The sequence below is a fragment of the Neobacillus sp. CF12 genome (assembly GCF_030348765.1).
Taxonomy (GTDB): domain Bacteria; phylum Bacillota; class Bacilli; order Bacillales; family Cytobacillaceae; genus Neobacillus.
Map to the genome: position 1 here is coordinate 5,858,895 of NZ_JAUCEU010000007.1, position 26,537 is coordinate 5,885,431.

The following is a 26,537-nucleotide window of genomic DNA, read 5'->3' on the forward strand; positions in this document are numbered from 1 at the left end:
TGTTTATATAAGTATTAATGTTTTAATTGGGAGGGGAAACTGTGGGGGAATCAAATTTTGTCAAAACTATTTGCGGTTATTGCGGCACTGGCTGCGGATTAGTACTTGAAGTCAAAGATAATCGAATTATGAAAATTCGCGGTGACAAGGATGCGCCTGTTAACAAGGGGCAAACCTGTGTAAAAGGCGCATTTGCCTATGAATATGTTCATTCTAACAATAGATTAATCAATCCACTTATCCGAAAAGCGGGGCAATTGGTAGAAACAACCTGGGATGAGGCATATCAGTTTATCGCAAATAAATTGTCCGCCATTCGAGATACATGGGGTCCAAATGCAATCTCGATGTTTGCCTGTGCTAGAACAACGAATGAATCAAATTATATTACGCAAAAATTTATGAGAACAGTGATAGGAAGTAATAATATCGACGGATGTAACCGTACGTGACACGCACCAAGCGTTGCCGGTCTGGCGACTGTATTTGGAAGCGGTTTCCCAACGAATACGCTAGAGGATTTTGATAGGGCAGAAGTGTTGCTGCTAATGGGGTCAAATACCACAGAAGCACATCCAATCATTGCAAACCGAATAAAGAAAGCGATTAAGAATGGCCTTAAGGTGATCGTCATTGATCCAAGAAAGATTGACATGGTTAAATTTGCTCATCGTCATCTGCAAATAAATGTTGGAACAGATATAGCGTTAATTAATGCTTTTCTACGAGTTATTATTGAAGAAAACCTATATAATGAAGAATTTATTCAGCAATTTACCATAGATTTTGAGGCATTAAAAAAACATGTAGATCCTTATACACCCGAATATTCTGCTGCCATTACGGGCTTAAATGCAGAGGACATTGTAACGACAGCAAGGGAATATGCGAGTTCAAGTGGTTCAATGATTGCTTATACCCTTGGGATTACGGAACACCATTGTGGTGTTAATAATGTCTTTGATATTGCGAATCTTGCTTTATTAACAGGTAATATCGGTAAGCAAGGTACAGGAATTATGCCGTTACGCGGGCAAAATAATGTCCAAGGTGCGGGAGATATGGGATGCCTGCCAAATCAATTAGCAGGAGCGATGAGTTTAGCAAATGATGAATATCGTGCGCGTTATGAGCAGGAATGGAATGTTACGCTAAATCCTCATGCAGGAGACACACAAACAAGAACCTTTGATAGACTCGAAGACGGTGAGTTAAAGGCACTCTTTATAATAGGAGAAAATCCATTGCTCGCTGATGTTCATATGAACCATACAAGAGAGTTAATGAAAAAGCTTGATTTATTAATCGTCCAGGATATATTTCTGACAGAGACAGCAAAAATGGCAGATGTTGTTCTACCAGCTTGTTCTTGGGGCGAAGTTGATGGCACCTATACTAATACAGATCGAAGAATTCAACGAGTTCGTAAAGCGGTGGAGCCTGGACCAAATGTTAAAGAAGATTGGGTCATTTTATGTGAGCTTTCAACGATTATGGGTTACCCAATGAACTATTCAAGCAGTGAAGAAATCTGGAATGAAGTGAGGAAACTTGCTTGGGAGATGTATGGCGGGATTACTTACGAAAGACTTGAGAAAGAATACAGTATTCATTATCCATGTCCCACTGAGGATCATCCTGGCACATTTATCATGCATGAAAGATTTCACAATCAAGGGTCTGATACGAAAAAGTCACCATTTGTACCGGTAGATTTTACTCCACCATTGGAACTGCCAGATCAGGAGTATCCATTTACATTAACAACAGGCAGACGTTATGAGTCCTATAACACCCATTCACAAACCCGCTACTATGCAGCAGGTGTCAAAGTGAAACAGACGGAAGAAACAGTTGATATTCATCCAGATGATGCACTAGCACTTGGGATTACTGACGGTGAAGTGGTTCAAGTACGGTCTCGTAGAGGTGAGTTAAAGGTAAAGGCGAAAATAACTGACCAAGTCGTTCCAGGTCTTGTGTTTATGAGTTTCCACTGGAGTGAAACACCAACCAATGTATTAACATTAAATGAATATGACCCGATTTCAGGAACAGCAGAGTACAAAGCATGTGCCGTAGCCATCTCGCGGTTATAAAAAAAGCACGGAATAATAATTCCGTGCCAGATTGTCGAGAAAGGGTATCTTTCTCGGCAATTTTTTATTTAAACAAAGACTAACCTACGATTTTTTAAAAAAATTCCTGCCTGCTCAATGGCCTGTTGATTTCGCTCCAGGTGCTTCGCTTTCCGCGGGCGTGGCCGGGAAGCCTCCTCGGCGCTGAAGCGCCTGCGGGGTCTCCCCCTGCCCTTACTCCCGCAGGAGTCTTCGCACCTTCCGCTCCAATCAACAGGGGTGCATTAACTTAGAATTGCCACACACTTTTTCCAGCCTAGACAAGTGTGTGACAATCTTTTTATATTTTGGCATGCTGCGGTGAGTAACACTTGCTCACTCGCATTATGCAATCCCCGTAACCTACAATAGCGAAGCCCATGCAGTTCTTTTGAATCTGCGAAGCTTCGCTCTACTTTTTCCTTTCTAAATTTATAAAGTACTTTACCTGATTTTGAAAGCCGGTTAAGTCTTACCTTTTCCTTATGCTCTTCCCAAACATGTCTGGTAACAACTTTTGTTTTGAGATTTTGTACACTCCGACAGGAGTGGGCAGTTGGTACACTTTTTTGGATCCGACTTAATTCCAGATAGCCTTCTCCGTTATTTTCAGAGTAAAAAGGACGGACTCTCTCACCAATAAAAGAAAAGTCGATATATTTGTCCACCTTTCTTAACAGGTGATCTTGAGGCACTAAATCATCAATAAATACAAATTCCGCTTCATTTTGTATCTCTTTTTTTGGCTTATACATTTAATCCACCGTCCTATTAATATTAATAGTATTGTACCAAATTAACGCGGTGAATCGTTAAATTTATTGAAAATAAAGTCTCCTTTTCTGTAAGATTGGTACCATTATCAATATAGATAGCAAGGAGTGGATTGGAGCGAACGGTGCTTGACTCCTGCGGGATGTAGAGGCTCGACTTCCTCCCCGCGGAAAGCAAGCACCTGTAGCGGAAAGGAACGGTCCATTTGTATACAAAAAACAACATTCTATAAGAAAAGAGCCAAAATAAAAGACTGTCGAGAGTTTCTCGACAGCCTGGCACGGAATAATAATTCCGTGCTTTTTTCATGAAAAAACAAGCCGGGGATTATCCGGCTTGTTTAACCAATTGTTTAACTTCTGTTGTTTTTCTTTGGTAGTAGAAATAGTTAAGTGCAAACGCAATGACATAGAAGCCAATAAAGAAATAGAATGCAGTTACGTAGGAACCTGTGGTATCTATGGACCAGCCAAAAAGCTTAGGAATTAAGAATGAACCATAAGCTGCAAAAGCTGCTGAGAAACCAATTACAGGCGCTGCTTCCTTAGGAATAAAAATTTGCGGAATCATTTGGAACGTTGAACCAGAACCAATACCAGAGGCAAGGAATAGAACTAGGAATGCACCCAAGAAACCAGCAAACTGATTAAGATTTAAAAAGTAGATAACTCCTAAAGCACCAATGGACATAACAACAAATACGATTGCAGTTACTCTCGCACCACCAAATTTATCTGCTAACCACCCGCCAACAGGTCTTGCAGCAGCTGCCACTAGCGCACCAAGGAAGGCAAGTGAGATGTATTCAGGGAACTGTGATTTTAATAAAAGGGGGAATGCTGCTGAGTAGCCAATAAAGGAACCGAATGTTGCAATATAAAGTACTGTCATAATCCAAGTATGTTTACGTTTAACAATAACAAATTGGTCTGCAACTGACTGTTTAGCGCCAGGAACATTATCCATTTTAAAGTATGCAAGCAATGTCATGATCACGATAGGAATTACCCAGATGAATGCTGCATTTTGTAACCAAATTTGTTGACCATTTTCTAATACTTGACCTTTACCTGCAAATGCGAAAGCACCAGTTGTAACGATTAATGGTGTAACAAATTGTACTACTGAAACGCCCATGTTTCCTAACCCGCCATTAATACCTAAAGCGGTACCTTTTTCTTTTTTTGGAAAGAAAAAGCTAATATTTGCTGAAGAGGAAGAGAAGTTTCCTCCACCAAGACCACAAAGTGCTGCTAACAATAACATAATCGAAAATGGTGTATCAGGATTTTGTACCGCGAATCCAATACCAATAGCTGGAATGGCTAAAACGCCTGTTGAAATGACTGTCCAGTTTTTACCGCCAATTGAACCGACTGCAAAGGTATAAACAAATCGAAGGGTCGCGCCGACAAGTCCTGGGATCGCTGCTAATGTAAATAACTGTTCATCTGTAAAAGTGAAGCCAATATCATTTAATCTAATAGCTACTACAGACCAAATCTGCCATACAATAAATGCAAGCATTAAAGAAGGAACGGAAATCCATAAATTTCGTTGTGCGTGTTTTTTACCTTCTGACTTCCAAAACTTTTCATCTTCCGGATTCCAATAATTAATTCGTGCCATATTTTATCTCTCCCCTAAATCCACATTTCTTTTAAAGTGGATGTTCTTTGTGATTTCACTATAAAACACATGCTAACATGATTTTTGTGACGTGCGTCACAAAATTAGTGAAGGAACTGTGAACTTGGGGTGAAAGTCAAAAAGTTGTAATAATTTACGCTGGATTTTCATTTATTTGGAAAAAAATAGACCCTCCGAAGAAGGTCTTATTTCTTTTAATCATCAACTTCATGGAACATAGCAACATAATTTTTTGTTTCACCACTATCATCTTTAATGGCAGTAATGGTTAACCATTCCCGATAAATTTCTTGGTTTTTTCGTTTGTTCCATATGAATCCTTCCCAGTAGCCAGCATTTATCAAATTATCCCACATTTGTTTATAAAAGGTATTATCGTGTTCTCCCGATTGTAGTACACTTGGTGTTTTTCCGATCACTTCATCCTTTGTGTAACCCGTAATCTTTGTAAAAGCGGGATTGACACTTTGAATAATCCCATTCTTATCCGTAACAGTTATACCATCTGTAGCATGATTGACAATTTTGGCGGAAATATCCTGCTTTTCACGAAAGTAGAGCCAGACAACTAATATTGAACTGGCTAGTGAAAACTCAGATAGTGACATGAAGCCAATTGCATAGTGTCCAGTCCAATTGAAGAGGATAGTCAAAATAATTGGCGGGAAAAAGCCTCCGAGCCCGCCCATTGCAGAGACAATCCCATTCACAATTCCGGCCTGTTTTGAAAAATATAAAGGTACTAATTTAAAAATTGTACCATTTCCAAGTCCTGCACAAATAGCCACGAATAAACATCCAAATGAATAAATAGGCAGGGAGGGAGTAAAGGCCAATAGAAAACCGGCGAAAGTCAGTCCTGTGAAAACACCCATTAAAATAAAAAATGGATTTAATTTATCCCCAAGCCATCCGCCTATTGGGCGAAATACAGTAGCTAAAGCAATAAATCCAGCTGTACGTAAACCAGCATCCACTTTCTCTAAATCAAAATGATTCACTAAGAAAGAAGGCAAATAGATCGTGAAGGCAACAAATGACCCAAAAGTAATGAAATAAAACAAACTTAAAAACCATAGCTTTTCATTTTTATAAACTTCTTTAATTTGATCAGTTAAGGAATTGTTAGCTTTTTTCTCATTCTTATCACCGAAGAGGAAATTCAAAACGGCAAAGATCAAAACAACCACAAGGAATATTTGTATGGTCGTTCTCCAGCCAAATGCATTGGCAAGTACCGGTGATGCAAACGATGTTAGTGCTGTTCCAATATTCCCAGCTCCATAAATTCCATTAATAAAGCCATGTTTTTCTTTTGGGAAATATTTAGGAAGTGAGGTTACGCCGATAGAAAAAACAGCTCCGCCAATACCAAGCATTAATCCACCCAAAATTAACATGAATAAAGAGTTAGCAATACTTAAAATTCCAATTGGCAGCAATAAAATAATAAAGCTAATTGTAAATATGGTTCTAGCACCGAATCGATTTGTCCAATAGCCAATTGGAACTCTTAGTAAAGATCCAAGGATTACAGGTACGGCGGTGGCCAAGGATATTTGAGTTGATGATAGCTTAATATCTGCTTGAATGTAAGGCATGAGTGATGAAATAAGCACCCAGACCATAAACCCAGCAACAAGGCTTGTAGTTTGAAGATATAATTGTTTTGCACCTTGAGACATTCCAATCCCCCTTCATTTCCAATAGTATTTCCATAAAAAAGCTATGCAACCGAAATTTTTTATACAAATACAACTATTGGAAAATTTTTCTTAGTGTATTATAGAACAATTTTCACTATTTATGCAGTGAGGTATGACACAAATCTGCAAAAATAGTAATATTTCTAAAAAAAATGGAAAATCTGTCCTCATTCGTGTATTATCATATTAATTTAATCAATAAACTATCAAATTACCTGATGCATTCCGATATATATTAAAGGAAAGATCATGATGGATAGGAGGGTTTTATGAATTTCCAAAAAATAGAATCATTTGATCAACAGCTTGATTTAATGAATATACTATCTCAACGATTTTCCACAAGAGCTTATCAGGTTGATATCGAGGGAAGTTTTCCTTACGAAAATATTCAAGATCTAAAGGATACAGGCTATACAGCATTGACTGTTCCAAAAAAATATGGTGGAAGAGAAATATCTTTATATGAGATGCTCCATTTTCAAGAGAAGATTGCTGAAGGTGATGGAGCAACGGCGCTATCAATAGGATGGCATATGGGGATTATCAAAAACCTAACAGAAAAAAATTCTTGGAATGAGCGCATCTTTAAAAAAATCTGTGAAGAAGTTAAAAATGGATCATTAATAAATAGTGCTGCAACAGAGCCAAGGACAGGAAGCCCGACACGTGGAGGAAAACCTGAAACTACCGCCTTGAAAACAGGGGCGAATTGGACAGTAAATGGAAGGAAAACCTTTACCACCATGGCGCCTGTACTTGATTATTTTATTGTTAGCGCCACTATTAAGGATACAAACAGAGTGGGGAACTTCCTTATCCCTAGATCCTCGGAAGGGATTGTAATTGAAGAAACGTGGGATAGTATTGCTTTGAGAGGGACGGGTAGTCATGATTTAATCCTACAAGATGTAACCGTACCAGAAGAAAACTTCGTGGAACAGATTGGAATCGATGGAAAGAAACCTAGTGGGTGGCTTCTGCATATACCAGCTTGTTATCTTGGAATTGCAAAGGCTGCAAAGAAACATGCAATTGAATTTTCCTTAGAATATGCTCCTAATAGCATCGAGGGTTCGATCATTAACCTACCGAACGTTCGACAAAAAATAGGTGAAATGGAATTGAAGTTGATGGAATCTGAGTATTTCTTGCATTCTGTTGCGAAGCAATGGGATGATTCTGATGAACACGCAAGAGGGAAAATGGGACCTATCTTAGGGGCTGCCAAATTAACTGTTACAAATAATGCAATTGCTGTAGTGGATTTGGCCATGAGAGTAGTCGGAGCAAGAAGTCTATCCATGAAAAATCCTTTGCAGCGTTATTATCGGGATGTCAGAGCGGGACTGCACAATCCTCCTATGGATGATATGACCATCCAGGTATTAGCAAACCACGCGATTATGGATATACAAAAATCATAGTGGAACCAGCCTCAAGTAAGGGGCTGGTTTTTTAAGTTCCATTGCTCATATTTTTTGTTCCATTTGAACACTTTAACTATAAGGGGTGAAGACGATGCCAAGAGGGAAGGAATTAAGCCAATTACCTAAGTCGAATACTACTGTAGATGTAGGAACAAATACCAAAGATGTACTTAGAAAAGGCTTTGATCAACAAGTCAAGCCTCATCCAAGAGATGTGGATAAGGAAAACGAAGACATGATATAAACGTAAAAAATACCTCCACCTTAGATGAAAAGGTGGAGGTATTTTTCATTCTTCAATAAGTTCTCCAACTTCAACGATGGTTCTTTCTTCAAGAGGTCCTCTGAGGTGGACAGTAGCGGTTCTTCCATCTTCATTTAATTGATCAATCCACACAGAAGCACCGTTATATTTGACTTCAATATCTGCAGATGATGATAGAATTTGCTTTACACGATTCACATTCATATATTTCACTCCTATCTAAATTGTCATTTTATTTTTACCTTTAAGTAAAATTTCATTCATTCAATTTGTAACCGCTTACTTCTATTATATGTAGTTCTAAAAGGACAGCTTGTTTGATATTCTGTAAAAGATAAGACTAAAATCATATTGCACGCCATAAATTTCCGGTTTATGATTACTTAGAAAAAGATTACCCAAAAAAATGAAACTTAATGAACTTCCCATCGTCTTATATAAAAGAAGTTCTATTATCAGGTTATTAGATAAAAATGAATTTGTTGCTTTCAAATGAATTTGACCAAGCTATCGAGATTGTAAGTTTACTAGCTAAATATAGTGAAAATTGACGAAAGAAATTGGGTATTAATGGTAAGGGTTTTGTTTTTATTTTTATTGATATGTGATATAGTTATTGAGGTTCGTTTACCGAATGTTATTGGTAAGTGAGAGGAGAATTAACAATGAAAAAGATTAGACTGCCAAAAATAAAAAATAATGGACCGATTGCTTTCTTTGCAATTGCTGTTGTTTTATTCTGGCTAAAAACATACGCAGCTTATCAAATTGAATTTACACTTGGAATTGATAATAACCTACAAAAATTTCTTTTATTTATTAACCCATTAAGTTCAGCGCTATTCTTTTTTGGTTTAGCTTTACTTTTCAAAAAGCGCATGAAGTTAGTCATCATTGTAACGAATTTTATTTTGTCGTTCCTTTTGTACGCCAATGTTGCCTATTACAGATTCTTTAGCGATTTTATTACTGTTCCGGTATTAATGTCGACCAAAACAAATGCAGGGCAGCTGGGGGATAGTGCACTTTCTTTAATGTCTCCGTTTGACTTCTTATATTTCTTGGATTTCTTTATTCTTATTGCATTGGCTTTTACCTCATTTAGGAAGGTTACCGTTGAGAATAGAAAGTCATTTAAAGTGGTTCTGTTGTTTGCGGTAACAGTATTCTTGTTCAATCTTGGATTGGCAGAGAAAGATCGTCCACAATTATTAAGCCGTTCATTTGATAGAAATTACTTAGTAAAGTATTTAGGTGCCTATAACTTTACCATTTATGATGTTATCCAAAATATTAAATCTTCTGGTCAACGGGCACTTGCAGACAGTAGTGATATTACAGATGTTGAGAACTACCGGAAAGCGAATTTCGCTGCACCAAATCCAGAGTACTTTGGTAAAGCTAAAGGAATGAATGTAATCTATATTGCGATGGAATCTCTTCAAAGCTTTGCAATCGATTATAAGATGCCGGATGGACAGGAAGTTACACCATTCTTAAATTCTCTTGTTCATGGGAATGAATCTTTCTATTTTGAAAACTTCTTCCATCAAACCGGTCAAGGGAAGACATCTGATGCAGAATTCTTGATGGAAAATGGATTATATCCAATGGCTCAAGGTGCTGTCTTCGTCAATAAAGCACAAAATACCTATCATGCAATGCCTGCGATTCTAAAAGGGAATGGGTACTATTCCGCATCGTTCCATGGGAATTATAAAACATTCTGGAATCGAAATGTGATGTATAAAGCATTAGGATATGATCAATTTTTTGATGCTGAATATTACAATATGACAGAGGAAAATACAAAGAATTACGGCTTAAAGGATAAGCCATTCTTTACAGAATCAATGCCTTTGCTTGAAAGCATACCACAGCCGTTCTATACAAAGTTTTTAACCCTTTCTAACCACTTTCCATTTGAAATGGATCCGGAGGATACTGAGTTCCCTGCAGGTGATACAGGTGATAAAGTGGTCGATCAATATTTTCAGGCAGCACATTATATGGACGAAGCGATTGAACAATTCTTTAATGATCTAAAAGCTTCAGGGTTATACGATAATACAGTGATTGTTATGTACGGAGACCATTACGGCATTTCTGAAAATCATAATGAGGCCATGGCGAAGGTTCTTGGTGTTGAGGAAATCACTCCAACCCTAAACGTTGGCTTACAGAGAGTTCCTTTATTTATTCATGTTCCTGGAGTAAAAGGAGGAATTCAACAGCAATATGGTGGTCAGGCAGACGTTCGTTCAACGATCCTTCATTTATTGGGAATTGATACAAAAGACTACATGGAACTTGGATCTGATTTATTATCCAAGGATCACCGTAATTGGGCTTTATTTAGAAATGGTGATTTCGTCTCCCCTGAAATCGTTCAAGTAAAAGGAAAATGTTATAGTAACGAAACAGGAGAATTACTTGATGGTATGGACCCATGTAAGGAAATTGCTGATAAAGCCGCTGCAGAACTACAAATGTCAGATGAAATTGTTTATAAAGACCTTTTACGATTCTACCAGCCAGAGGGATATACACCAATTGATCCTAATGACTTCGAATATTTAGCTCCTAAAGTGAAAAAAGAGCCAATTAAAAATAACGAAGTAGATGACCAAGAAGGTTCCAATGATATTGAAAGTCCAGAAAGTACTGAAGGTATAAGTGAGAATGAGAGTATAAATGAGAATGAAACTGTAAATGAATAATATATGAATAAAGGGGCTTTCATTGCTGATGAAAGTCTCTTTTTTTATTAGTTTTAATGAATAAATATGTAGAATTTGAATTATGTTTATAATATAATGAATAGTAAAAAAAATGCATGCTGCATGGTATGGAGGAGATTGATATGAGGGATGTTAGATTAATTAACATATTTGAACATCATATTGCACAAAAATATTTGAATCGATCTGGAATTGCGCATGCAATAGCTGTATCCTATCATGCCTTTCATTTAGCAAAAGAACATCATTTGGACGTTGATACAGCAGCAAAGGCTGGGCTTTTACATGATATGGGACATTATACATGGTATAAAAATGGGAAATGGGATTATGATTTGTATAAGCAAAATGACATTCACCCAATCAAAGGGGCGGAAAGAGCCCACAAATTATTAATTCGACTTGGTGAAAATCCAGTAAGGGCAAAGACGATTGCATTAGCGATTCTTTTTCATACAGATTCATTTTTACCCTCAAATGATATTGTGCGCACACCATTACAGCAAATTGTAAAATGGGCTGATGAGAAAGACGAAGAAGAGGGTGGAATGCACCATTATCGAACCATCGACTTTGATCGTGCAAAACAGAGCATAATCCGTTTAGATGAGTGGATAGATAGTGAATTAATAATAATGTCTGAGTATGAATAAATAAAAAAAGCTGTGCTTAATGCACAGCTTGAATTATGTATTAAACACGATGAAATCCTTCCTCATTTAGAAAATCTTCTGCTTCACCATAGGTATCGAAACTTTCTTCAAGATTTAATCCAAAGTATATATTCCACGTGTCGTTTTCATTGATTAAAATAAGGTGGTTCTTTTCCTCGTCTACCCATCGTTCTTCTACTTGATTCCCAATAATGGCTTCTTCGACAAGTGACTTTTCAATGGGTAATAAGGATTCAATGGACTCTTTAATTAATTTCTTTAATTCATCCTCTGAGTAGTCACGAATATTCACCATTCCTTTATCGTCGGTTTGATACGTATGTAGGTTTCCAGCATATACAAATCCGTTCCCATTTGGGTGAAGATGATAAACTACATTTTTTTTCTCAGATGCGCTGTTTGGTAGCTGGAAATTAACACGTTTAAGTGAAACGTCTTTTCGCTCTAGTTCAGGAAATGACTCAATTATAGCTAATTTTTCGTTAAAAGTAAGCATAGGTGCCTCCAATATTTTATGTAATGTAACTATCATACAGATAGTTTATCTGAAGTTACAACATTTTATTTAAAAAGTGCTTTAACGCCTAAACGCTAAAGCAGAATTTTGTATTATGATTATTGGTTTTAAGAAGCGGATTTAAGTCCTTCAGTTTTGGAATTGTTTCCAATATTTTTTAACCCAACAATAAAGCGAATGGTAAAAACGAGAGCAGCGGCTATAATAAATATTTCGCAAAGAGCACCAACTTGGTCTGACGCTGTCCATTGTGGTAAATGCTCAGCCCATCTGCGCGGTGCACTGATTTTTCCTGCATATAGGAACGAACCCGCTAAACCGGTAAAGAAAATAAAATAGGTAAAAATTGCAAATTTATCGTAGGTGTTTTGCTTCTGAGTTCCTTCGGTTTTATTAAAATAATACATAAATCCGAAAATCATCGCAATGACACCCATTCCCATATAGGTATGAAAATGACCTGGAACCCATTTTGTATTATGCATAACATGATTCACAACAATGGTGGAGTCAATAATCGCAGGTACCGCACCTGCAACCCAGCCAAACATCGCCAAAAACATCATACTTGAAGCAAAATCCCATTTAACTGCAGAACGGTAAACAATCATTAATGCCCCATATGCTGTTACAACCATAACAGGAAGACCGTTTGCATATGAAAAAACTTGGCCGATTATGAGCATCCATTTTGGAACTGCAAAATCCATTAGCAAGTGGTGTGTATAAATCATTAACGTAAAGAGTGTGGAACAATTCCAGGCAATCAAAAATGCCTTATTTGATTTCCAAGGACGCCCAGTATAGTTAGACAGAATTTCATAAACAGCAATAACTGCCATATAAATTGTACCGTTTGCAAAAATATGTCCAAACGCATACGTTAAGTGCTTGGCTAGCATTGGATCAATGGCGATAGCTGGATTGGTAATATTTAGAATGGATGCAACTAGGACAAAAGCACCTGCAAGAATGGCAATCGAATTTGTAATGATGACCATTGTTGTTGCAACCGCAGCTGGAGGAGGACCATAGCCTTTTTTTCCTCTGAAAATATAGTCCCAGCCAAGAGTCTTATGCAAGCCGCCATATTCTTTGATTAATCTAACTGCCAAGTAGAAATACATGACTAAATACCCGATTCCTAATGCCAACATCCCAAATAAGAAAAGAAGCGCACCTAGTTTACCATATAGATTTGCTGAATAAGCTGGCAGTGGAAAAAGGAATGTCAAGCCATCTGAAAAATTAAAGCCAAAAATGGCTACTAGAATCATTACAACCCCAATCAAAGATAGTATTAAATTTGCGAAAAATACCTTTGCATTTAGATTGATATGTTTGGATAGGAAGTACCACATAATGGCACTGCCTCCTAAAGCAGCAATTCCAATCATCCCAGATCCATGTATAGTCATAATTTTATAGAAAAACTGAGGTGATATTTTTACTATATTACCCTGATTTAATAACATCATTACTCCAATAATCATCATTAATACAAGGACAACAGAGGTAATTATTAAGGCTAAAGCAACACTTTTATTGGTAATCGTACGAGCTTTAGTGATCATGATCATTACCTCCTTTTGGTTGGACTACGATGTCTCTCATCATCACATGATGTCCAACACTGCAATATTCCAAGCATAAAATTCTATACGTGCCCGGTTTGTCGAACGTAATTGTGAGGGTATTCGTGTATTCCGGCATTGCTTGGGTTTGAGCAATTAATTCTAATTCCGGGTCATAAATACCGAATCCGTGTGTAACATCTTTACTTGTGACTCGAAATTGGATTTCTTCTCCGACCGTAAAGTCTTCATCGCTTAATTCCCATGCGTATTGCAGCCCAGACACCTCAACAACTTTGGCATGTTCTTTCGCACTCGCACTATGATCATGGTAAGGGAGTTTGCTAAGTGACATGGCTGTTGCAAACCCCATTACTGCAAGCAAACTCAGAAAATAAAACTTGCGAATTTTGTAGCCTTTTTCTTGAATTGGTCCATATTCCCTAAATCTTCGCGATTCCCCGTACACAAAAGCAAAAGCTAATGCAAGCAGGAAAACGAGAAATAATGTAGCGTACCATGCAATTGATTGGTACATATAAATCCCCCCTAGTTAAATTAATTAAACAAGCAGTCCCCCAACCACATGTTTAATTCCCCTAACATTTTAATCTACAAAATGTGAATAAAAAGTGAATTAAATCATACCCATACTAACAAATAGTAATGGGACTAATTTTTTTTCCTCTTTTTTTTTCGACCCCCACATTTGTCCACTAGGAGACGAATAGTGTAGTAATTAAAACTAGGAGGTTAGATATGAAAACAACAATGATTGATATCGATAAGCTGCTAGAGTCTACGGAAAATCTAACATCTGAGAAAATCACAAGTAAAATAAAAAAAATAGAAATTGATAAACTATTGGCTCAAACACAAGATTGGTCTAGATAAATGAATAAGTAATGAAAAGCTCTCGAAAAATCGAGGGCTTTTCTATTTTTGATGAAAAACTTTTTATTGAAAAAGAATAAGAAATTTGTCGCTTTAAAGCGGAAAAATAATTTTGGGTAATTCTATTGACTTTTAGTGCAAAAAAATACTAGAATAACTTTTATAATATAATAAATTTTTAGAAAATTAAAAAGAGGTTTAGGGGGATTTAATAATGAAAAAGCGTGTAAAGGTATTGTCTTTTGCTTTGGCAGGGATGATGATGCTTGCTGGGTGCGGCAGCAAGGAATCAGCGGGAGGAACGGAAAAAGAGGGGGATAAGGTATTTAAAGTTGGTATTAGCCAATTTGCAGCCCACCCATCTTTGGATGCTGCAACTGAAGGGTTTAAAAAGGCTTTAGAGGAAAAAGGCATTAAAGTTGAATATGACGAGCAAAATGCACAGGCGGATATGAACAACGTTCAAACAATCGCTGACAATTTTGTTGGAGATAAAGTAGATTTAATTTTTGCGAATGCAACACCAAGTGCAACAAGTGCACTGAATGCGACAAAGGAAATTCCAATCATCTTTACTTCGGTTACAGATCCAATAGGTGCTGGATTAGTAAAGTCATTTGATCAGCCTGGTGAAAATATTACCGGGACTACGGATAACCATCCTGAAGGAACAGCGAAAACCATTAATTTTATTACTGAAGAAGTAAAAGCAAAAGAAATTGGAGTTATCTATAATTCTGGTGAGCAAAACTCCGTTGTACAAGTGGAAGAAGTAAAAAAATTAGCAGAAGGTAAGGGAGCAAAGCTCGTAGAAGTTTCAGTCTCCACCTCTGCTGAAGTGAAACAGGCAGCTGAATCCTTAGTTGGCCGCGTTGACGCAATCTATATTCCTACAGATAATACCGTTGTTTCTGCGCTTGAGTCTGTTATTTCGGTGTCAAACAGCAAAAAGATTCCATTGTTTGTTGGTGAGTTGGATTCGATGAAAAAGGGTGCAGTAGCAGCGAGCGGTTTCGACTATTTTGATCTTGGCTACCAATCAGGTTTAATGGCTGCTGAAATCTTAAGCGGAAATAAGAAGGCATCTGATATTCCAGTAGAACTTCCTAGCAGTTTAACGCTTATTATTAACAAACAGGCTGCCCAAGCACAGGGTCTTGAAGTAAAAGACGAGTGGAAAGATCTTGGTGAGTTTTACGAAGCTGAATAAAAACAATAGCTAATGCTGGGAGTCAGCCGCTAAAATGGTTGACTCCTTCATAACTGTACAGGATTAAATAATGAAGAACAAAGACTTACAGAAAGGATGATCTCAATGTTTACAGCCATATTTGGATCATTTGAAGCAGGTATCATCTACGCGATTATGGCACTGGGCGTCTATCTTTCCTTTCGTATTCTGGATTTTCCGGATTTAACGGTAGATGGAAGTTTTGTTACAGGTGCAGCACTATCAGCAGTCTTAATTGCTGGTGGGGTAAACCCGTTTGTGGCTACAATAATGGCATTATTTGCAGGTTTTGCAGCAGGCTGTATGACCGGTCTGCTTCACACCTTTGGAAAAATTAATAATTTACTATCCGGTATTTTAATGATGATAGCACTTTATTCTATTAATCTAAGAATTATGGGAAGATCAAACATCCCGCTATTAAATACAGATACTTCTTTTACGCAAATCGGTACATTTTTCGAAAATCTAGGTGTAGATGCTTTCTTTAACAACCTTTTAACGATGGTTGGTCTTGGGGACAGCCTGCCAGATACTTGGGGAATATTAATTTTTATGATTATTGTAACCTTCGTAATCAAAGGGCTTACGGATTTGTTTTTACAAACGGAAATTGGTCTTGCTGTAAGAGCGACAGGTAACAATAAACAGATGATTCGCAGTCTCTCTGCAAATACTAATCTCCTAACAATCCTAGGTCTTGGATTATCCAATGCGCTAGTTGCATTTTCAGGTGCATTAATCGCGCAGCAAGGTGGGTTCGCGGACGTTGGCATGGGAATAGGGATGATTGTTATTGGGTTAGCCTCTGTCATTATCGGCGAAGCCTTGTTTGGTACCAAATCAATTGCCAGGGCAACACTAGCGGTTATCGGAGGAGCTATCATCTACCGTATCGTTGTTACCTTAGCTTTAAGGGTCGAATTCCTAGATCCAGGTGATATGAAGGTAATCACCGCTTTGATTGTTATTATCGCCTTAACAGCACCAAAGATAATTGAACATTCTAAAGAGAAGAAGCGTAAAGCCCGGAGAAGGCAAGAAAAACTGAACATGATCCAGGCATCCGCTGATCGAAAGGGTGAGAACCATGCTGCACTTAAATCAGATTCATAAAATCTTTAATGAAGGTACTCCTGATGAAAAAATTGCGATTGATCATATTAATTTAACCTTGAAACCTGGTGATTTTGTAACGGTTATCGGTAGTAATGGAGCCGGAAAATCGACGTTAATGAATATTATTTCTGGGGTGTTGGTACCTGATATCGGTGATATTCATATTGCTGGGAAAGATGTAACCACTATGTCAGAATATAAACGATCAAAAATGATTGGCCGTGTTTTTCAGGACCCGATGGCAGGGACTGCTCCTAGTATGACAATTGAAGAAAATTTGGCTATGGCGTATTCGCGTAATAAAACGCGAACCATTAGAAGAGGGGTCACTAAGAAAAGGCGTGATTATTTTCGAGAAGTTCTTGAATCCTTGCACCTAGGCTTGGAAAACCGTTTAAGCGCAAAGGTTGGGTTGTTGTCCGGTGGGGAAAGGCAGGCACTGTCACTTTTAATGGCGACCTTTACCGAACCTTCCATTTTACTGCTTGATGAACATACTGCTGCGCTTGATCCATCAAGAGCTGAATTAATAACCAATCTTACACGAGAAATTGTTGGGAGATACCAACTTACCACCTTAATGGTTACTCACAATATGCAGCAAGCGATTGATCTCGGAAATCGCCTAATTATGATGGATAAAGGTCAAATCATATTGGAAGTAGATGCAGAAAATAAGAAAAACTTAACAATTGAAGGATTATTAGAGGAATTTAAAAGAATTCGCGGGGTTCAGATGGCAAGTGACCGTGCGGTTTTATCTTAAGTATATTGAGAAACAGCCTTTTAAAAGGGTTGTTTTTTTTTTGTTTTGGTAACTCTTTATTACTCAACAGCGTCATCGCTTTACCCCCTGCTCTTGATGGGACATGTTAGTATCACTTAATATATATTCTGAATATTATTAATTAAAAGATAACGGGAGGAATATAAATGAAAGAAAAACGATTAAAAGCTGATCAGCTTGTAAACGATTTTTTTCCTGTTAGAGATGTCGATTATATCGAAATTTACACAGGTAATGCTAAGCAATCCTGCCACTTTTTTTGCACAGCATTTGGATTTAAACCAGTTGCCTATTCTGGTCTTGAAACAGGTAATCGTGAAAGCGTTTCCTACGTGCTGCAGCAAAGAAATATTCGCCTAGTCTTAACGGGTTCCTATAAAGATGATACGCGTGTGTCTCAATTTGTAAAAAATCATGGTGACGGTGTAAAGGATGTTGCTCTCTTAGTAGATGATGTTGAGAAGGCATACAACGCGGCTGTAGAGCGTGGTGGCATTGCCCTTGTGCCTCCATTTGAAGTAAAGGATGATAAAGGGTCAATTAAAAAGGCCGTTCTCGGTACATATGGAGATACTATCCATACGTTAGTAGAACGTAATAATTATCAAGGGGTTTTCATGCCTGGCTATGAGCCATACTCTGTTTACCTTCCAATCGAGGACGCTGGATTAATTGGAATTGATCATGTGGTAGGTAATGTAGAAAGAATGGAAGAATGGGTTGAATATTATTCAAAGGTAATGGGATTTGTTGAAATGAAGCATTTTTCAGATAAAGACATTACGACTGAATATTCGGCTCTAATGTCAAAGGTTATGCACAATGGCGGCAGAATCAAGTTTCCTATCAATGAACCAGCGGAAGGAAAAAGAAAATCACAAATCCAGGAATATTTAGAATTCTATAATGGTCCAGGTGTCCAGCATCTTGCTATTCTAACGGAGGACATTGTCTCGACTGTAGCCATTCTTAAAAAGAATGGGGTAGAGTTCTTAAATACACCAGCAGCCTATTATGAGGATTTGGGACAGAGAATAGGAAAAATTGACGAAGAAATTGAGAAACTCCGTGAATTAAATATTCTTGTAGACCGTGATGATGAGGGCTACCTCTTGCAAATTTTCACTAAGCCTATTGTCGATAGACCAACCCTATTCGTGGAGATTATCCAGCGTAAGGGTGCACGAGGCTTCGGTGAGGGTAACTTCAAGGCATTATTTGAATCAATTGAAAGAGAACAGGCCCGTAGAGGAAATTTATAAGATATTTATTAAAGGGGAGAATTACAGGTACGAAAAGAAAGGGAGAGTGTTCTCCCTTTTTCAAAGTGTAATTAGAATAGAGGTGGGAGAGGAATGGAAGTGTCACCTGACACACTAGAATGGAGAGACGCTTATAAGCTTCTTATCGGCTCAATACTGCCTCGTCCGATTGCTTTTGTCACAACAATCGATGAAAAGGGAATTGCCAACGCTGCTCCCTTTAGCTTTTTTACAGCAATTTGCGCCGACCCTATGCTTATTTGCTTTTCACCAATGAGAAAGGGAAGTGACGGAGCAAAAAAAGATACACTCATAAACATTGAAAAGACAAATCAATTCGTGATTAATATCGTCAGTGAAGAAATGGCACAACAAATGAACGATTGTGCGGTTGAATTTGCTCCTGATGTCGATGAGTTAGTGGTAACAGGTTTAACCAAAGAACCTAGTTTGATGGTGAAAGTTCCTCGAATAAAGGAATCACTGGTCCATTTAGAATGTGAGCTCTACCAGGTGTTGGATTTTGGTGACAAGGCTGGCTCAGGGAGTCTTGTAATCGGTAAGGTTTTGAATATTCATGTAGAAGATGAATTATTTCATAATGGACGTATTAATACAGAAAAACTCCAGCCAATTGGCAGAATGGCAGGCAATACCTATACCAATCCATTAGGGAAAACCTTTGATATTATCAGGAAATAGAAACTAGGTGATTTTATGAGATTCGTAACTTTTGAAAAAAGCGATGGGACAGTAAGATCTGGTTTGATGTTAGCAACTGAACTTGTTATAGACTTGAACGAAGCAACGAACGGAAGATTGCCGGAAAAATTAATAGACTTTCTAGAACAGAGTGAGGAAAATCTGAAAATTGCGGCACAGCTCTTACAACACACACTAGGGGATAGAGGTGTCTATCCCCTAAATGATATTCGACTGATTGCGCCGCTGCCTGTTCCTAAGAGTTTCCGCGATTTCTATGCTTTTGAGCAGCATGTAAAATCTGCTCGTGAAAATAGAGGTCTGAAAATGATACCAGAATGGTATGAGATACCAGTCTTTTATTTTTCAAATCACCTTGCGATTAAGGGGCCAGAGGACAAAATTTCTAAGCCTGTTGGAAGCAATATGCTGGATTACGAACTCGAAGTTGCCTGTGTAATTGGGAAACAAGGCAAAAATATTAGGGCTGACGAAGCAGAAGAGTATATTTTCGGCTATTGTATATTAAATGACTGGAGCGCTCGCGATTTTCAAAGACAGGAAATGAAGGTAGGTTTAGGACCTGCCAAAGGAAAAGACTTTGCAACCTCTATTGGACCATGGATTCTCACCAAGGATGAGTTGGAGAATTTAAAATCGGGCAAGGGCTTTGATATTACCATGAAAGCAAAAGTAAATGGAGTCCTGCTATCGGAAGGAAATATGAAGGATATTTACTATTCCTTCGGAGAAATGCTAGAGAGGGCTTCTGCGGGCGTTACGCTTTATCCTGGGGAAATTATCGGTTCTGGTACTGTTGGGACAGGATGTATCCTTGAACTCGGTACAGAGGTGCATTGCTGGCTACAACCGGGTGATGAGGTTGTATTTGAGATTGATAGGCTGGGAGTATTAAAGAATTGGATTATAAATGATTAAAGCGAGGTGAAATCATGTATTATCGGCAAATGGGAAGAATTCCACGTAAACGTCATACCATGTTTAAAAAAAATGATGGAACTCTCTTTCGTGAGCAGGTAATGGGGACACGGGGATTTTCAGGAACACAATCAATCCTTTATCATCACTACATGCCAACGGAAGTACTTAAATCAAAGTTGGTTGGCGGCTATTTGCCAGATTATGAAGAACAGCAATCGTTAAAGCACCGTCATTTTTTGACGAATAAGACCATCAAAAAAGGGGATGCGCTTTCAGCGCGGGAATATATTTTAGGAAATCAGGACTTATTAATTGGGACGGCATATGTTAATGAGCCAATGAGAAGCTATTACCGCAATGGTGATGGGGATGAAATGCTGTTTGTTCATTATGGATCAGGTAAGCTTGAAACCATGTTTGGAACGATTACCTATCGACCAGGTGACTATCTGTTAATCCCGATTGGAACCATTTATCGAATGATTCCTGATGAAAAGGAAGAAACTAAACTGTTGTTTATAGAATCTTTTAGTCAAATTACAACGCCAAGAAGGTATCGAAATGAATATGGCCAATTGCTCGAACACAGCCCTTTTTGTGAACGTGATTTTCGTGGACCTGAAAACTTAGAGACTTATGATCAAAAGGGACAGTTTGAAGTAGTAACAAAATCGCGGGGATCACTCCATTCTCATATTTTGGGACATCATCCATTTGATGTTATTGGCTGGGATGGGTATCTATATCCATGGGCTTTTAATGTAGAGGATTTTGAGCCTATAACAGGAAGAATCCACCAACCTCCTCCTGTACACCAAACCTTTGAAGGGAATAACTTTGTGGTTTGTTCTTTTGTGCCAAGAATGTTTGACTATCATCCAGAAGCCATACCTGCTCCTTATTATCATAGTAATGTGAATAGTGACGAATTACTATATTACGTAAAAGGTAATTTCATGAGTCGAAAAGGGGTCCAGCTCGAGTCGATTACCCTTCATCCGAGCGGTATTCCACATGGTCCACACCCCGGAAAAACGGAAAACAGCATTGGAAAAAAGGAAACGCTCGAACTTGCGGTTATGATTGATACCTTCCATCCACTTAAAGTGGTTAAGAGTGCGAGTGAAATAGAGGATACTGGTTATATGTTTTCTTGGGTCGAATAATTCTATGGTAACAACCCGATAAAGGAAAAATCGGGTTGTTTTTTTTGTAAAAGTCAAAAGTAAGGTATGATACTTCTAATACGTGATAGTATGGAAATATAGATTTAAAATGGAGGTGAAAATCATGAACTTGAACCACATTCAATCAAAATTAAAAAGCCATACACCAAGTATTTTAGGAAGTGATAAATTCTCGAAATTTGCCGTTATGGTGCCACTAATTAAAAAAGCGGATGGCATACATGTCTTGTTTGAGGTCCGTTCCCTCCAGCTGCGCCGACAGCCTGGAGAAATTTGTTTCCCGGGGGGAAGAATTGATCCGGAAGATATTGATGAAAAAAGTGCAGCGATTCGGGAAACTACGGAGGAATTAGGAATTAGTAAAGAGAACTTATCTGAGGTTTATCCACTCGATTTCATGATTTCTCCTTTTGGAATGATGATTTATCCTTTCGTATCCTATCTAGAAAGTCCTGAAAAAATCCAATTAAATCCCGCCGAAGTGGGAGAAATATTCACGGTACCTTTGTCCTATTTTATTGAAAATGCCCCGGATCTTTATCGTATTCACTTTAAGGTGGAGCCGGAGGAGAATTTCCCCTTTGACTTAATTGTAGGTGGTGAAAATTACAATTGGAGGACAAGGGCACTGGATGAATATTTTTACCTTTATGAGGAAAAGGCGATTTGGGGACTAACAGCAAAAATCCTATCCCATTTTATTGAAATACTGAAACAGTGAGATGATCTAGGGATAATGAAAGTATAATTATCCTTGATAATTTCACTTTTTTTTACCACTGTCTTCCTAGGAAGAACAAATGTCTTTTTGTAGGAGAAAAAAAGACTTGATTATTTTCAGAATAGGGATAAAATTAAAATTATACTTTTTTGGGATAGGTGATGTTGTGATGAAGGTTGTAAAGTTTGGAGGATCCTCTTTAGCGTCAGGAGAACAAATCGAAAAGGTTTTTCAAATTGTGATGGCTGATCCTGAGAGGAAAGTAGTAGTCGTGTCTGCTCCTGGGAAGAGGTATGCTGACGATGAGAAAGTAACAGACTTATTGATAGAGTGTGCTGAACTATGTCTTCAAGATAGTAATCCACAGGAAAAGTTTAACGCCGTTATGTCAAGATATTCCTCCATTGCAGCTGAGTTGGCTCTCCCTAATGAGATAATTAGTGAAATTCATCACGATTTATCAGAGAGATTAAATGGAGATAAAAGTAAGCCTGACAGGTTTATGGATCTCGTAAAGGCAAGTGGTGAGGATAATAACGCCAAATTAGTTGCTGCCTACTTTAGGGAGCAGGGAGTAGAAGCTACCTACGTAAATCCTGGAAAAGCAGGTCTGTTTGTAAGCAGCGAACCAGGGAATGCACAGGTTTTATATGAATCGTATGAGAATTTATATTCACTGCGTGAGGTTCCAGGAATCATCATTTTTCCAGGATTTTTTGGTTATAGTAAGGAAGGTGATGTGTTCACCTTTTCACGAAGTGGCTCAGATATAACGGGTTCAATTCTTGCAAACGGTATAAAAGCCAGTCTATACGAGAATTTTACAGATGTGGATGCGGTATTTTCAGTTAATCCAAACCTTGTCCATAATCCGAAGGAAATAAAAGAGTTAACCTATCGAGAAATGCGTGAATTATCCTATGCAGGATTTACAGTTTTACATGACGAAGCATTAGTCCCTGCATTTCGTGCAGGAATTCCAGTTCAAATTAAGAACACGAACAACCCAAGTGCACCTGGCACGAGAATTGTGTACGCGAGGGATAATACGAATGGTCCGGTTGTTGGTATTGCTAGTGATAAGGGATTCTGCAGCATTTACGTTAGCAAATACTTAATGAATAGAGAAATTGGTTTTGGACGGAAACTTTTGAGTATTTTAGAAGAATATGGTCTGTCATATGAACACACTCCATCTGGAATTGATGATGTCTCCATTATCTTAAGAGAAGCACAAATCGATCCTGATATGGAAAATGAAATTGCCTGGAGAATCGAGTCTGAACTTCACTCGGATGAAGTCAAAATTGAGCACAGCCTATCACTAATTATGGTTGTAGGCGAGGGAATGCGTCGGAATGTTGGAACGATGGCACGTGCTTCAAAAGCTTTAGCCAAGGCAAAGGTCAATATTGAAATGATAAACCAAGGCTCCTCTGAGGTTAGTATGATGTTTGGAGTAAAAGAAGTTGATGAAAAGAGAGCCGTTCAAGCTCTATACGATGAGTTTTTCGCAGCAGTACCCGTTTAAATAGAAAAGCAGTCTAAAATTTACCTTTTAGACTGCTTTTTATTTATATCTGCGAACCTATATCAGCGAAAGGAAAAACTTCTTATGATAACTGAGGGTACTAATGCTTTTTTTTGATCTTACTCTTCGTACGTAACCCAGCCCCCACCGCAATGATCAATCCGCCACCTGTATCAGAGATTAAATCAATCATGGTATCGTTATTTCCCCCGCCTTGTAAGGTCATATTGAAAAATTGATCGGAACTAAACTCATAAATTTCCCATAAGACTCCTCCAAAAGCAGCAAATGATAAAGTAAATAGAAAGATAATCCAAGGGGAAATCTCCACTTCTGCGTCTCGATGAATCAATCTCTCATATAATGCGATTCCAGAAAATGCAAGTATCGCTCCACTTAGGAAATGCATGAATGTGTCCCACCATCCCAGCCCATACCATCCTAGGATTGAGCCGAAATACTGTGAACCAACCAAGAAAAGTAAATAGGAAATGACAATGGGCAGATTAAATTGGAGCTTCGTAAAAAGAGCTAAGAGGAGTGGAACCGCCCCACAAATCATTCCTCCAATGGCAACCGTTGATTTAAAGGATTCCTCATTGGAGCGGTAATGAAAAAATAAAAAGGCCATAAATGCAACATAGAGAAAACTGAGCAAAAGGACTAACTTTCGATTCATTATTTTCACCTCAGGTAGATTGCGCATTACTATGAATTATATCCACTTCATCTCCATCTCACCCATGGCTGCAAAAGAAAAATAATGTTTATAATTGACAGATTATTGATAATATTCTTAAATTAATATATCATAACAATAAAATAACACTTGTTTTCTATTTAAAACATATATCACTGTAATAAGTTAACTTTACCAATTAAAAGGGGAGAACATGCAGATGTCACGTTTAAAAGAATTTCGTACAATAATGAACTCAATTAAATCGGTTTGGGAAAAAGATAAAAAAGCAGCCATAGTTATGCTAATTGGTGTGAATGGATCCGCATACAGATTACCTGGAACAAAGATGATGATGGCAGAAGATGCTGAAATGGCGGGAACAATTAGCGGGGGCTGTTTAGAGGGTGATATTTATGGGTTTGCAGAAAAGGCAATTCAAGAAGCAACACCAATGCTAAAAACCTATGACTTAAGCGATAATGAAATATGGAGTTTAGGAATTGGCTGTAAAGGCTCACTAGAAATTTTCATTCTGCCGACTAAAAAGGATGATGAATTTTGGGAGGAAACAGACCGTCTATTAAACAAAGATGAGGAATTTTCCTTTATTTTAGAGGTACCAACTGGGATTAAAACTTTGGTAACAAAAGACGGTGAGATAATTGGTGATAGTGAGTATCTACCTTCGATTGTGTACGAAAGTGCATTACAAAGTCTTAAGTCACAAAAGCGCGCTGAAGTTTTGAAATGGGAAGGTCGTAGATTTGTTATCGATGCCATACGGCCAAGCCAAAGATTAATTGTAGCAGGTGCTGGAAAAGACGCCATTCCAGTGGTGGAACTGGCTGCTAAAGCTGGTTTTTCAGTTACCGTTTTAGATCCGCGTAGTGAATTCAATAGAGAGCGATATTTCCCTGCTGCCACACATTTAGTCGAGCTGCCAGAAAATATTAATTCGGAAAATGTAAAGGGTGCTTGGTGGGTCATTATGAATCATTTGCAAAGTCGGGATGAAGAGGCCCTCCATCTAGCACTTCAAAGTAATCCGAAATATATTGGGGTGTTAGGACCTGTATCACGAACACAAGAAATGCTCCTAAATATAGGCGAGGATTTAATTATTGGAGAAGAAATATATTCGCCTGTTGGTCTAGATATTGGGGCAGAAACGATGGATGAAGTGGCAATAAGCATTGTTTCTGAATTGATGGCAGTGCGGTCCAATCGTGAAGGGAAATCATTAAAAGGTAAAGTGAAAATTCATGTCTAGGGTAGGGGCAATCATTCTTGCGGCTGGAATGTCTAAGCGTATGGGACAGCCCAAGCTTTTGATGCCATTGAAAGGAAAACCACTTTTTCGATATCCGCTCGAACAAGCCATTAGGAATCAGTTGAATCCAATCTGTTTAATAGGTGGCCAGCATATGCAGGCATTTAAAGCAGAGAGTGATGATTTACAAGTTGTGGAGTATATTCACAACCCAAATTTTGAAAAAGGCATGTCCACATCTTTAAAAATAGGGATAGAAAATATCATTGAGCGTAGTAATGCCACGTTCATCTTTTTGGCTGACCAGCCATTCGTCCCTGATCTTGTCATACAAACAATGTTAGAACATTTTCGTTTAGGGACACGTATCGTAAGACCTCAATACCAAGGGAATTTAGGTCACCCCATATTAATTGATAAGAGTCTATACGAGGAATTTTTAGGGGTAGAGGGAGATCAGGGCGGTAAAGAAATAATAAAGAAATACAAAAGTGATACCAGAATTCTTTCATTTGAAAATTCTACTTGGGGGATGGATATTGATACAGTAGTAGATTATCAAAACGGAAAACAGTATAGCAGCAAAACAATTTATTAACAATGAAGCTCTGTAAATTTCTATAGAAATTATTCATAGAATTTACAGGGCTTTTCTTTTGGAAATTAAGTTTTATGTGTTTTTTCAGAAGATTGCAAATTCATATTGACAAAAAAATAGGATGTATTATGATTAATAAGGAAAAATAAGTTTTGTATGTAAA

25 protein-coding genes and 1 pseudogene are annotated in these 26,537 nt (G+C 37.9%); 18 read left to right on the forward strand and 8 right to left on the reverse strand.

Annotation, left to right across the window (positions count from 1 at the left end):
• Window positions 1-41: 41 nt before the first annotated feature.
• Window positions 42-203: pseudogene (locus QUG14_RS29835) on the forward strand (hypothetical protein); the annotation flags it as partial.
• A 24-nt stretch (window positions 204-227) separates the two neighbouring features.
• Window positions 228-2,099, forward strand: coding sequence for a formate dehydrogenase subunit alpha (gene fdhF, locus QUG14_RS29840; protein ID WP_353961116.1), 1,872 nt, complete (start codon window positions 228-230; stop codon window positions 2,097-2,099).
• A 263-nt stretch (window positions 2,100-2,362) separates the two neighbouring features.
• Here the strand turns inward: fdhF and QUG14_RS28290 are convergent, their stop codons facing one another.
• From QUG14_RS28290 to QUG14_RS28300, 3 genes are all read right to left on the reverse strand, one after another.
• Window positions 2,363-2,872, reverse strand: coding sequence for a transposase (locus QUG14_RS28290; protein WP_483310775.1), 510 nt, complete (start codon window positions 2,870-2,872; stop codon window positions 2,363-2,365).
• A 346-nt stretch (window positions 2,873-3,218) separates the two neighbouring features.
• Complete coding sequence (locus tag QUG14_RS28295) at window positions 3,219-4,520, reverse strand: MFS transporter (RefSeq protein ID WP_289343780.1); 1,302 nt, start codon at window positions 4,518-4,520, stop codon at window positions 3,219-3,221.
• 215 nt (window positions 4,521-4,735) lie between these two features.
• Window positions 4,736-6,226, reverse strand: coding sequence for a nitrate/nitrite transporter (locus tag QUG14_RS28300; protein WP_289343781.1), 1,491 nt, complete (start codon window positions 6,224-6,226; stop codon window positions 4,736-4,738).
• A 290-nt stretch (window positions 6,227-6,516) separates the two neighbouring features.
• Between QUG14_RS28300 and QUG14_RS28305 the strand changes: the two genes are divergently transcribed.
• Both QUG14_RS28305 and QUG14_RS28310 read left to right on the forward strand, forming a co-directional pair.
• Complete coding sequence (locus tag QUG14_RS28305; RefSeq protein ID WP_289343782.1) at window positions 6,517-7,674, forward strand: acyl-CoA dehydrogenase family protein; 1,158 nt, start codon at window positions 6,517-6,519, stop codon at window positions 7,672-7,674.
• Window positions 7,675-7,768: 94 nt separating this feature from the next.
• A complete protein-coding gene (locus QUG14_RS28310) occupies window positions 7,769-7,921 on the forward strand; it encodes a hypothetical protein (RefSeq protein WP_289343783.1) in 153 nt (50 codons plus the stop codon).
• A gap of 45 nt (window positions 7,922-7,966) precedes the next feature.
• On the opposite strand, the gene QUG14_RS28315 is transcribed toward QUG14_RS28310, so the two are convergent.
• Complete coding sequence (locus QUG14_RS28315) at window positions 7,967-8,146, reverse strand: H-type small acid-soluble spore protein (RefSeq protein WP_289343784.1); 180 nt, start codon at window positions 8,144-8,146, stop codon at window positions 7,967-7,969.
• A 461-nt stretch (window positions 8,147-8,607) separates the two neighbouring features.
• Here QUG14_RS28315 and ltaS point away from each other — a divergent pair, with 461 nt between their 5' ends.
• Together ltaS and QUG14_RS28325 are read left to right on the forward strand one after the other, a co-directional pair.
• Complete coding sequence (ltaS, locus tag QUG14_RS28320) at window positions 8,608-10,662, forward strand: lipoteichoic acid synthase (protein WP_483310777.1); 2,055 nt, start codon at window positions 8,608-8,610, stop codon at window positions 10,660-10,662.
• Window positions 10,663-10,805: 143 nt separating this feature from the next.
• Entirely contained in the window at window positions 10,806-11,336 is a 531-nt protein-coding gene (locus QUG14_RS28325) for an HD domain-containing protein (RefSeq protein ID WP_289343785.1), read from the forward strand.
• Between the two features lie 40 nt (window positions 11,337-11,376).
• Here the strand turns inward: QUG14_RS28325 and QUG14_RS28330 are convergent, their stop codons facing one another.
• The 3 genes from QUG14_RS28330 to QUG14_RS28340 all read right to left on the reverse strand — a co-directional run bounded on the left by QUG14_RS28330 (window position 11,377) and on the right by QUG14_RS28340 (window position 13,986).
• Window positions 11,377-11,853 (reverse strand): hypothetical protein, encoded by a 477-nt coding sequence (locus QUG14_RS28330; protein WP_289343786.1) that lies wholly within the window; start codon window positions 11,851-11,853, stop codon window positions 11,377-11,379.
• A gap of 128 nt (window positions 11,854-11,981) precedes the next feature.
• Window positions 11,982-13,448 (reverse strand): cbb3-type cytochrome c oxidase subunit I, encoded by a 1,467-nt coding sequence (locus tag QUG14_RS28335; protein ID WP_289343787.1) that lies wholly within the window; start codon window positions 13,446-13,448, stop codon window positions 11,982-11,984.
• A complete protein-coding gene (locus QUG14_RS28340) occupies window positions 13,438-13,986 on the reverse strand; it encodes a cupredoxin domain-containing protein (protein ID WP_289343788.1) in 549 nt (182 codons plus the stop codon). Before QUG14_RS28340 ends, QUG14_RS28335 begins: the two co-directional genes overlap by 11 nt.
• Window positions 13,987-14,207: 221 nt before the next feature.
• Between QUG14_RS28340 and QUG14_RS28345 the strand changes: the two genes are divergently transcribed.
• The 10 genes from QUG14_RS28345 to QUG14_RS28390 all read left to right on the forward strand — a co-directional run bounded on the left by QUG14_RS28345 (window position 14,208) and on the right by QUG14_RS28390 (window position 23,824).
• Entirely contained in the window at window positions 14,208-14,342 is a 135-nt protein-coding gene (locus QUG14_RS28345; RefSeq protein ID WP_289343789.1) for a hypothetical protein, read from the forward strand.
• A 214-nt stretch (window positions 14,343-14,556) separates the two neighbouring features.
• On the forward strand, window positions 14,557-15,552 hold the full coding sequence (locus QUG14_RS28350; RefSeq protein ID WP_289343790.1) for an ABC transporter substrate-binding protein: 996 nt from the start codon (window positions 14,557-14,559) through the stop codon (window positions 15,550-15,552).
• 105 nt (window positions 15,553-15,657) lie between these two features.
• Window positions 15,658-16,689 carry an ABC transporter permease gene (locus tag QUG14_RS28355; protein ID WP_289343791.1) on the forward strand — a complete coding sequence of 344 codons (1,032 nt, stop codon included), beginning with the start codon at window positions 15,658-15,660 and terminating at the stop codon, window positions 16,687-16,689.
• Window positions 16,664-17,458: an ABC transporter ATP-binding protein gene (locus QUG14_RS28360; RefSeq protein ID WP_289343792.1), complete on the forward strand. Its 795-nt coding sequence runs from the start codon at window positions 16,664-16,666 to the stop codon at window positions 17,456-17,458. The genes QUG14_RS28355 and QUG14_RS28360 overlap by 26 nt, the downstream gene beginning before the upstream one ends.
• Before the next feature lie 167 nt (window positions 17,459-17,625).
• Window positions 17,626-18,741, forward strand: coding sequence for a 4-hydroxyphenylpyruvate dioxygenase (hppD, locus tag QUG14_RS28365; RefSeq protein WP_289343793.1), 1,116 nt, complete (start codon window positions 17,626-17,628; stop codon window positions 18,739-18,741).
• 93 nt (window positions 18,742-18,834) lie between these two features.
• Window positions 18,835-19,443 (forward strand): flavin reductase family protein, encoded by a 609-nt coding sequence (locus QUG14_RS28370; protein WP_289343794.1) that lies wholly within the window; start codon window positions 18,835-18,837, stop codon window positions 19,441-19,443.
• Window positions 19,444-19,458: 15 nt separating this feature from the next.
• Window positions 19,459-20,382, forward strand: a complete 924-nt coding sequence (locus QUG14_RS28375) for a fumarylacetoacetate hydrolase family protein (RefSeq protein ID WP_289343795.1) — start codon at window positions 19,459-19,461, stop codon at window positions 20,380-20,382.
• 14 nt (window positions 20,383-20,396) lie between these two features.
• Window positions 20,397-21,551: a homogentisate 1,2-dioxygenase gene (locus QUG14_RS28380; protein WP_289343796.1), complete on the forward strand. Its 1,155-nt coding sequence runs from the start codon at window positions 20,397-20,399 to the stop codon at window positions 21,549-21,551.
• 124 nt (window positions 21,552-21,675) lie between these two features.
• Window positions 21,676-22,293: an NUDIX hydrolase gene (locus QUG14_RS28385; protein WP_289343797.1), complete on the forward strand. Its 618-nt coding sequence runs from the start codon at window positions 21,676-21,678 to the stop codon at window positions 22,291-22,293.
• A gap of 169 nt (window positions 22,294-22,462) precedes the next feature.
• Complete coding sequence (locus tag QUG14_RS28390; protein WP_289343798.1) at window positions 22,463-23,824, forward strand: aspartate kinase; 1,362 nt, start codon at window positions 22,463-22,465, stop codon at window positions 23,822-23,824.
• A 100-nt stretch (window positions 23,825-23,924) separates the two neighbouring features.
• Here the strand turns inward: QUG14_RS28390 and QUG14_RS28395 are convergent, their stop codons facing one another.
• Entirely contained in the window at window positions 23,925-24,503 is a 579-nt protein-coding gene (locus tag QUG14_RS28395; protein WP_289343799.1) for a DUF2238 domain-containing protein, read from the reverse strand.
• Window positions 24,504-24,723: 220 nt separating this feature from the next.
• Between QUG14_RS28395 and QUG14_RS28400 the strand changes: the two genes are divergently transcribed.
• Window positions 24,724-25,776, forward strand: coding sequence for an XdhC family protein (locus QUG14_RS28400; protein WP_289343800.1), 1,053 nt, complete (start codon window positions 24,724-24,726; stop codon window positions 25,774-25,776).
• Window positions 25,769-26,374, forward strand: a complete 606-nt coding sequence (locus QUG14_RS28405; RefSeq protein WP_289343801.1) for a nucleotidyltransferase family protein — start codon at window positions 25,769-25,771, stop codon at window positions 26,372-26,374. Before QUG14_RS28400 ends, QUG14_RS28405 begins: the two co-directional genes overlap by 8 nt.
• The last annotated feature ends 163 nt before the right edge of the window (window positions 26,375-26,537 follow it).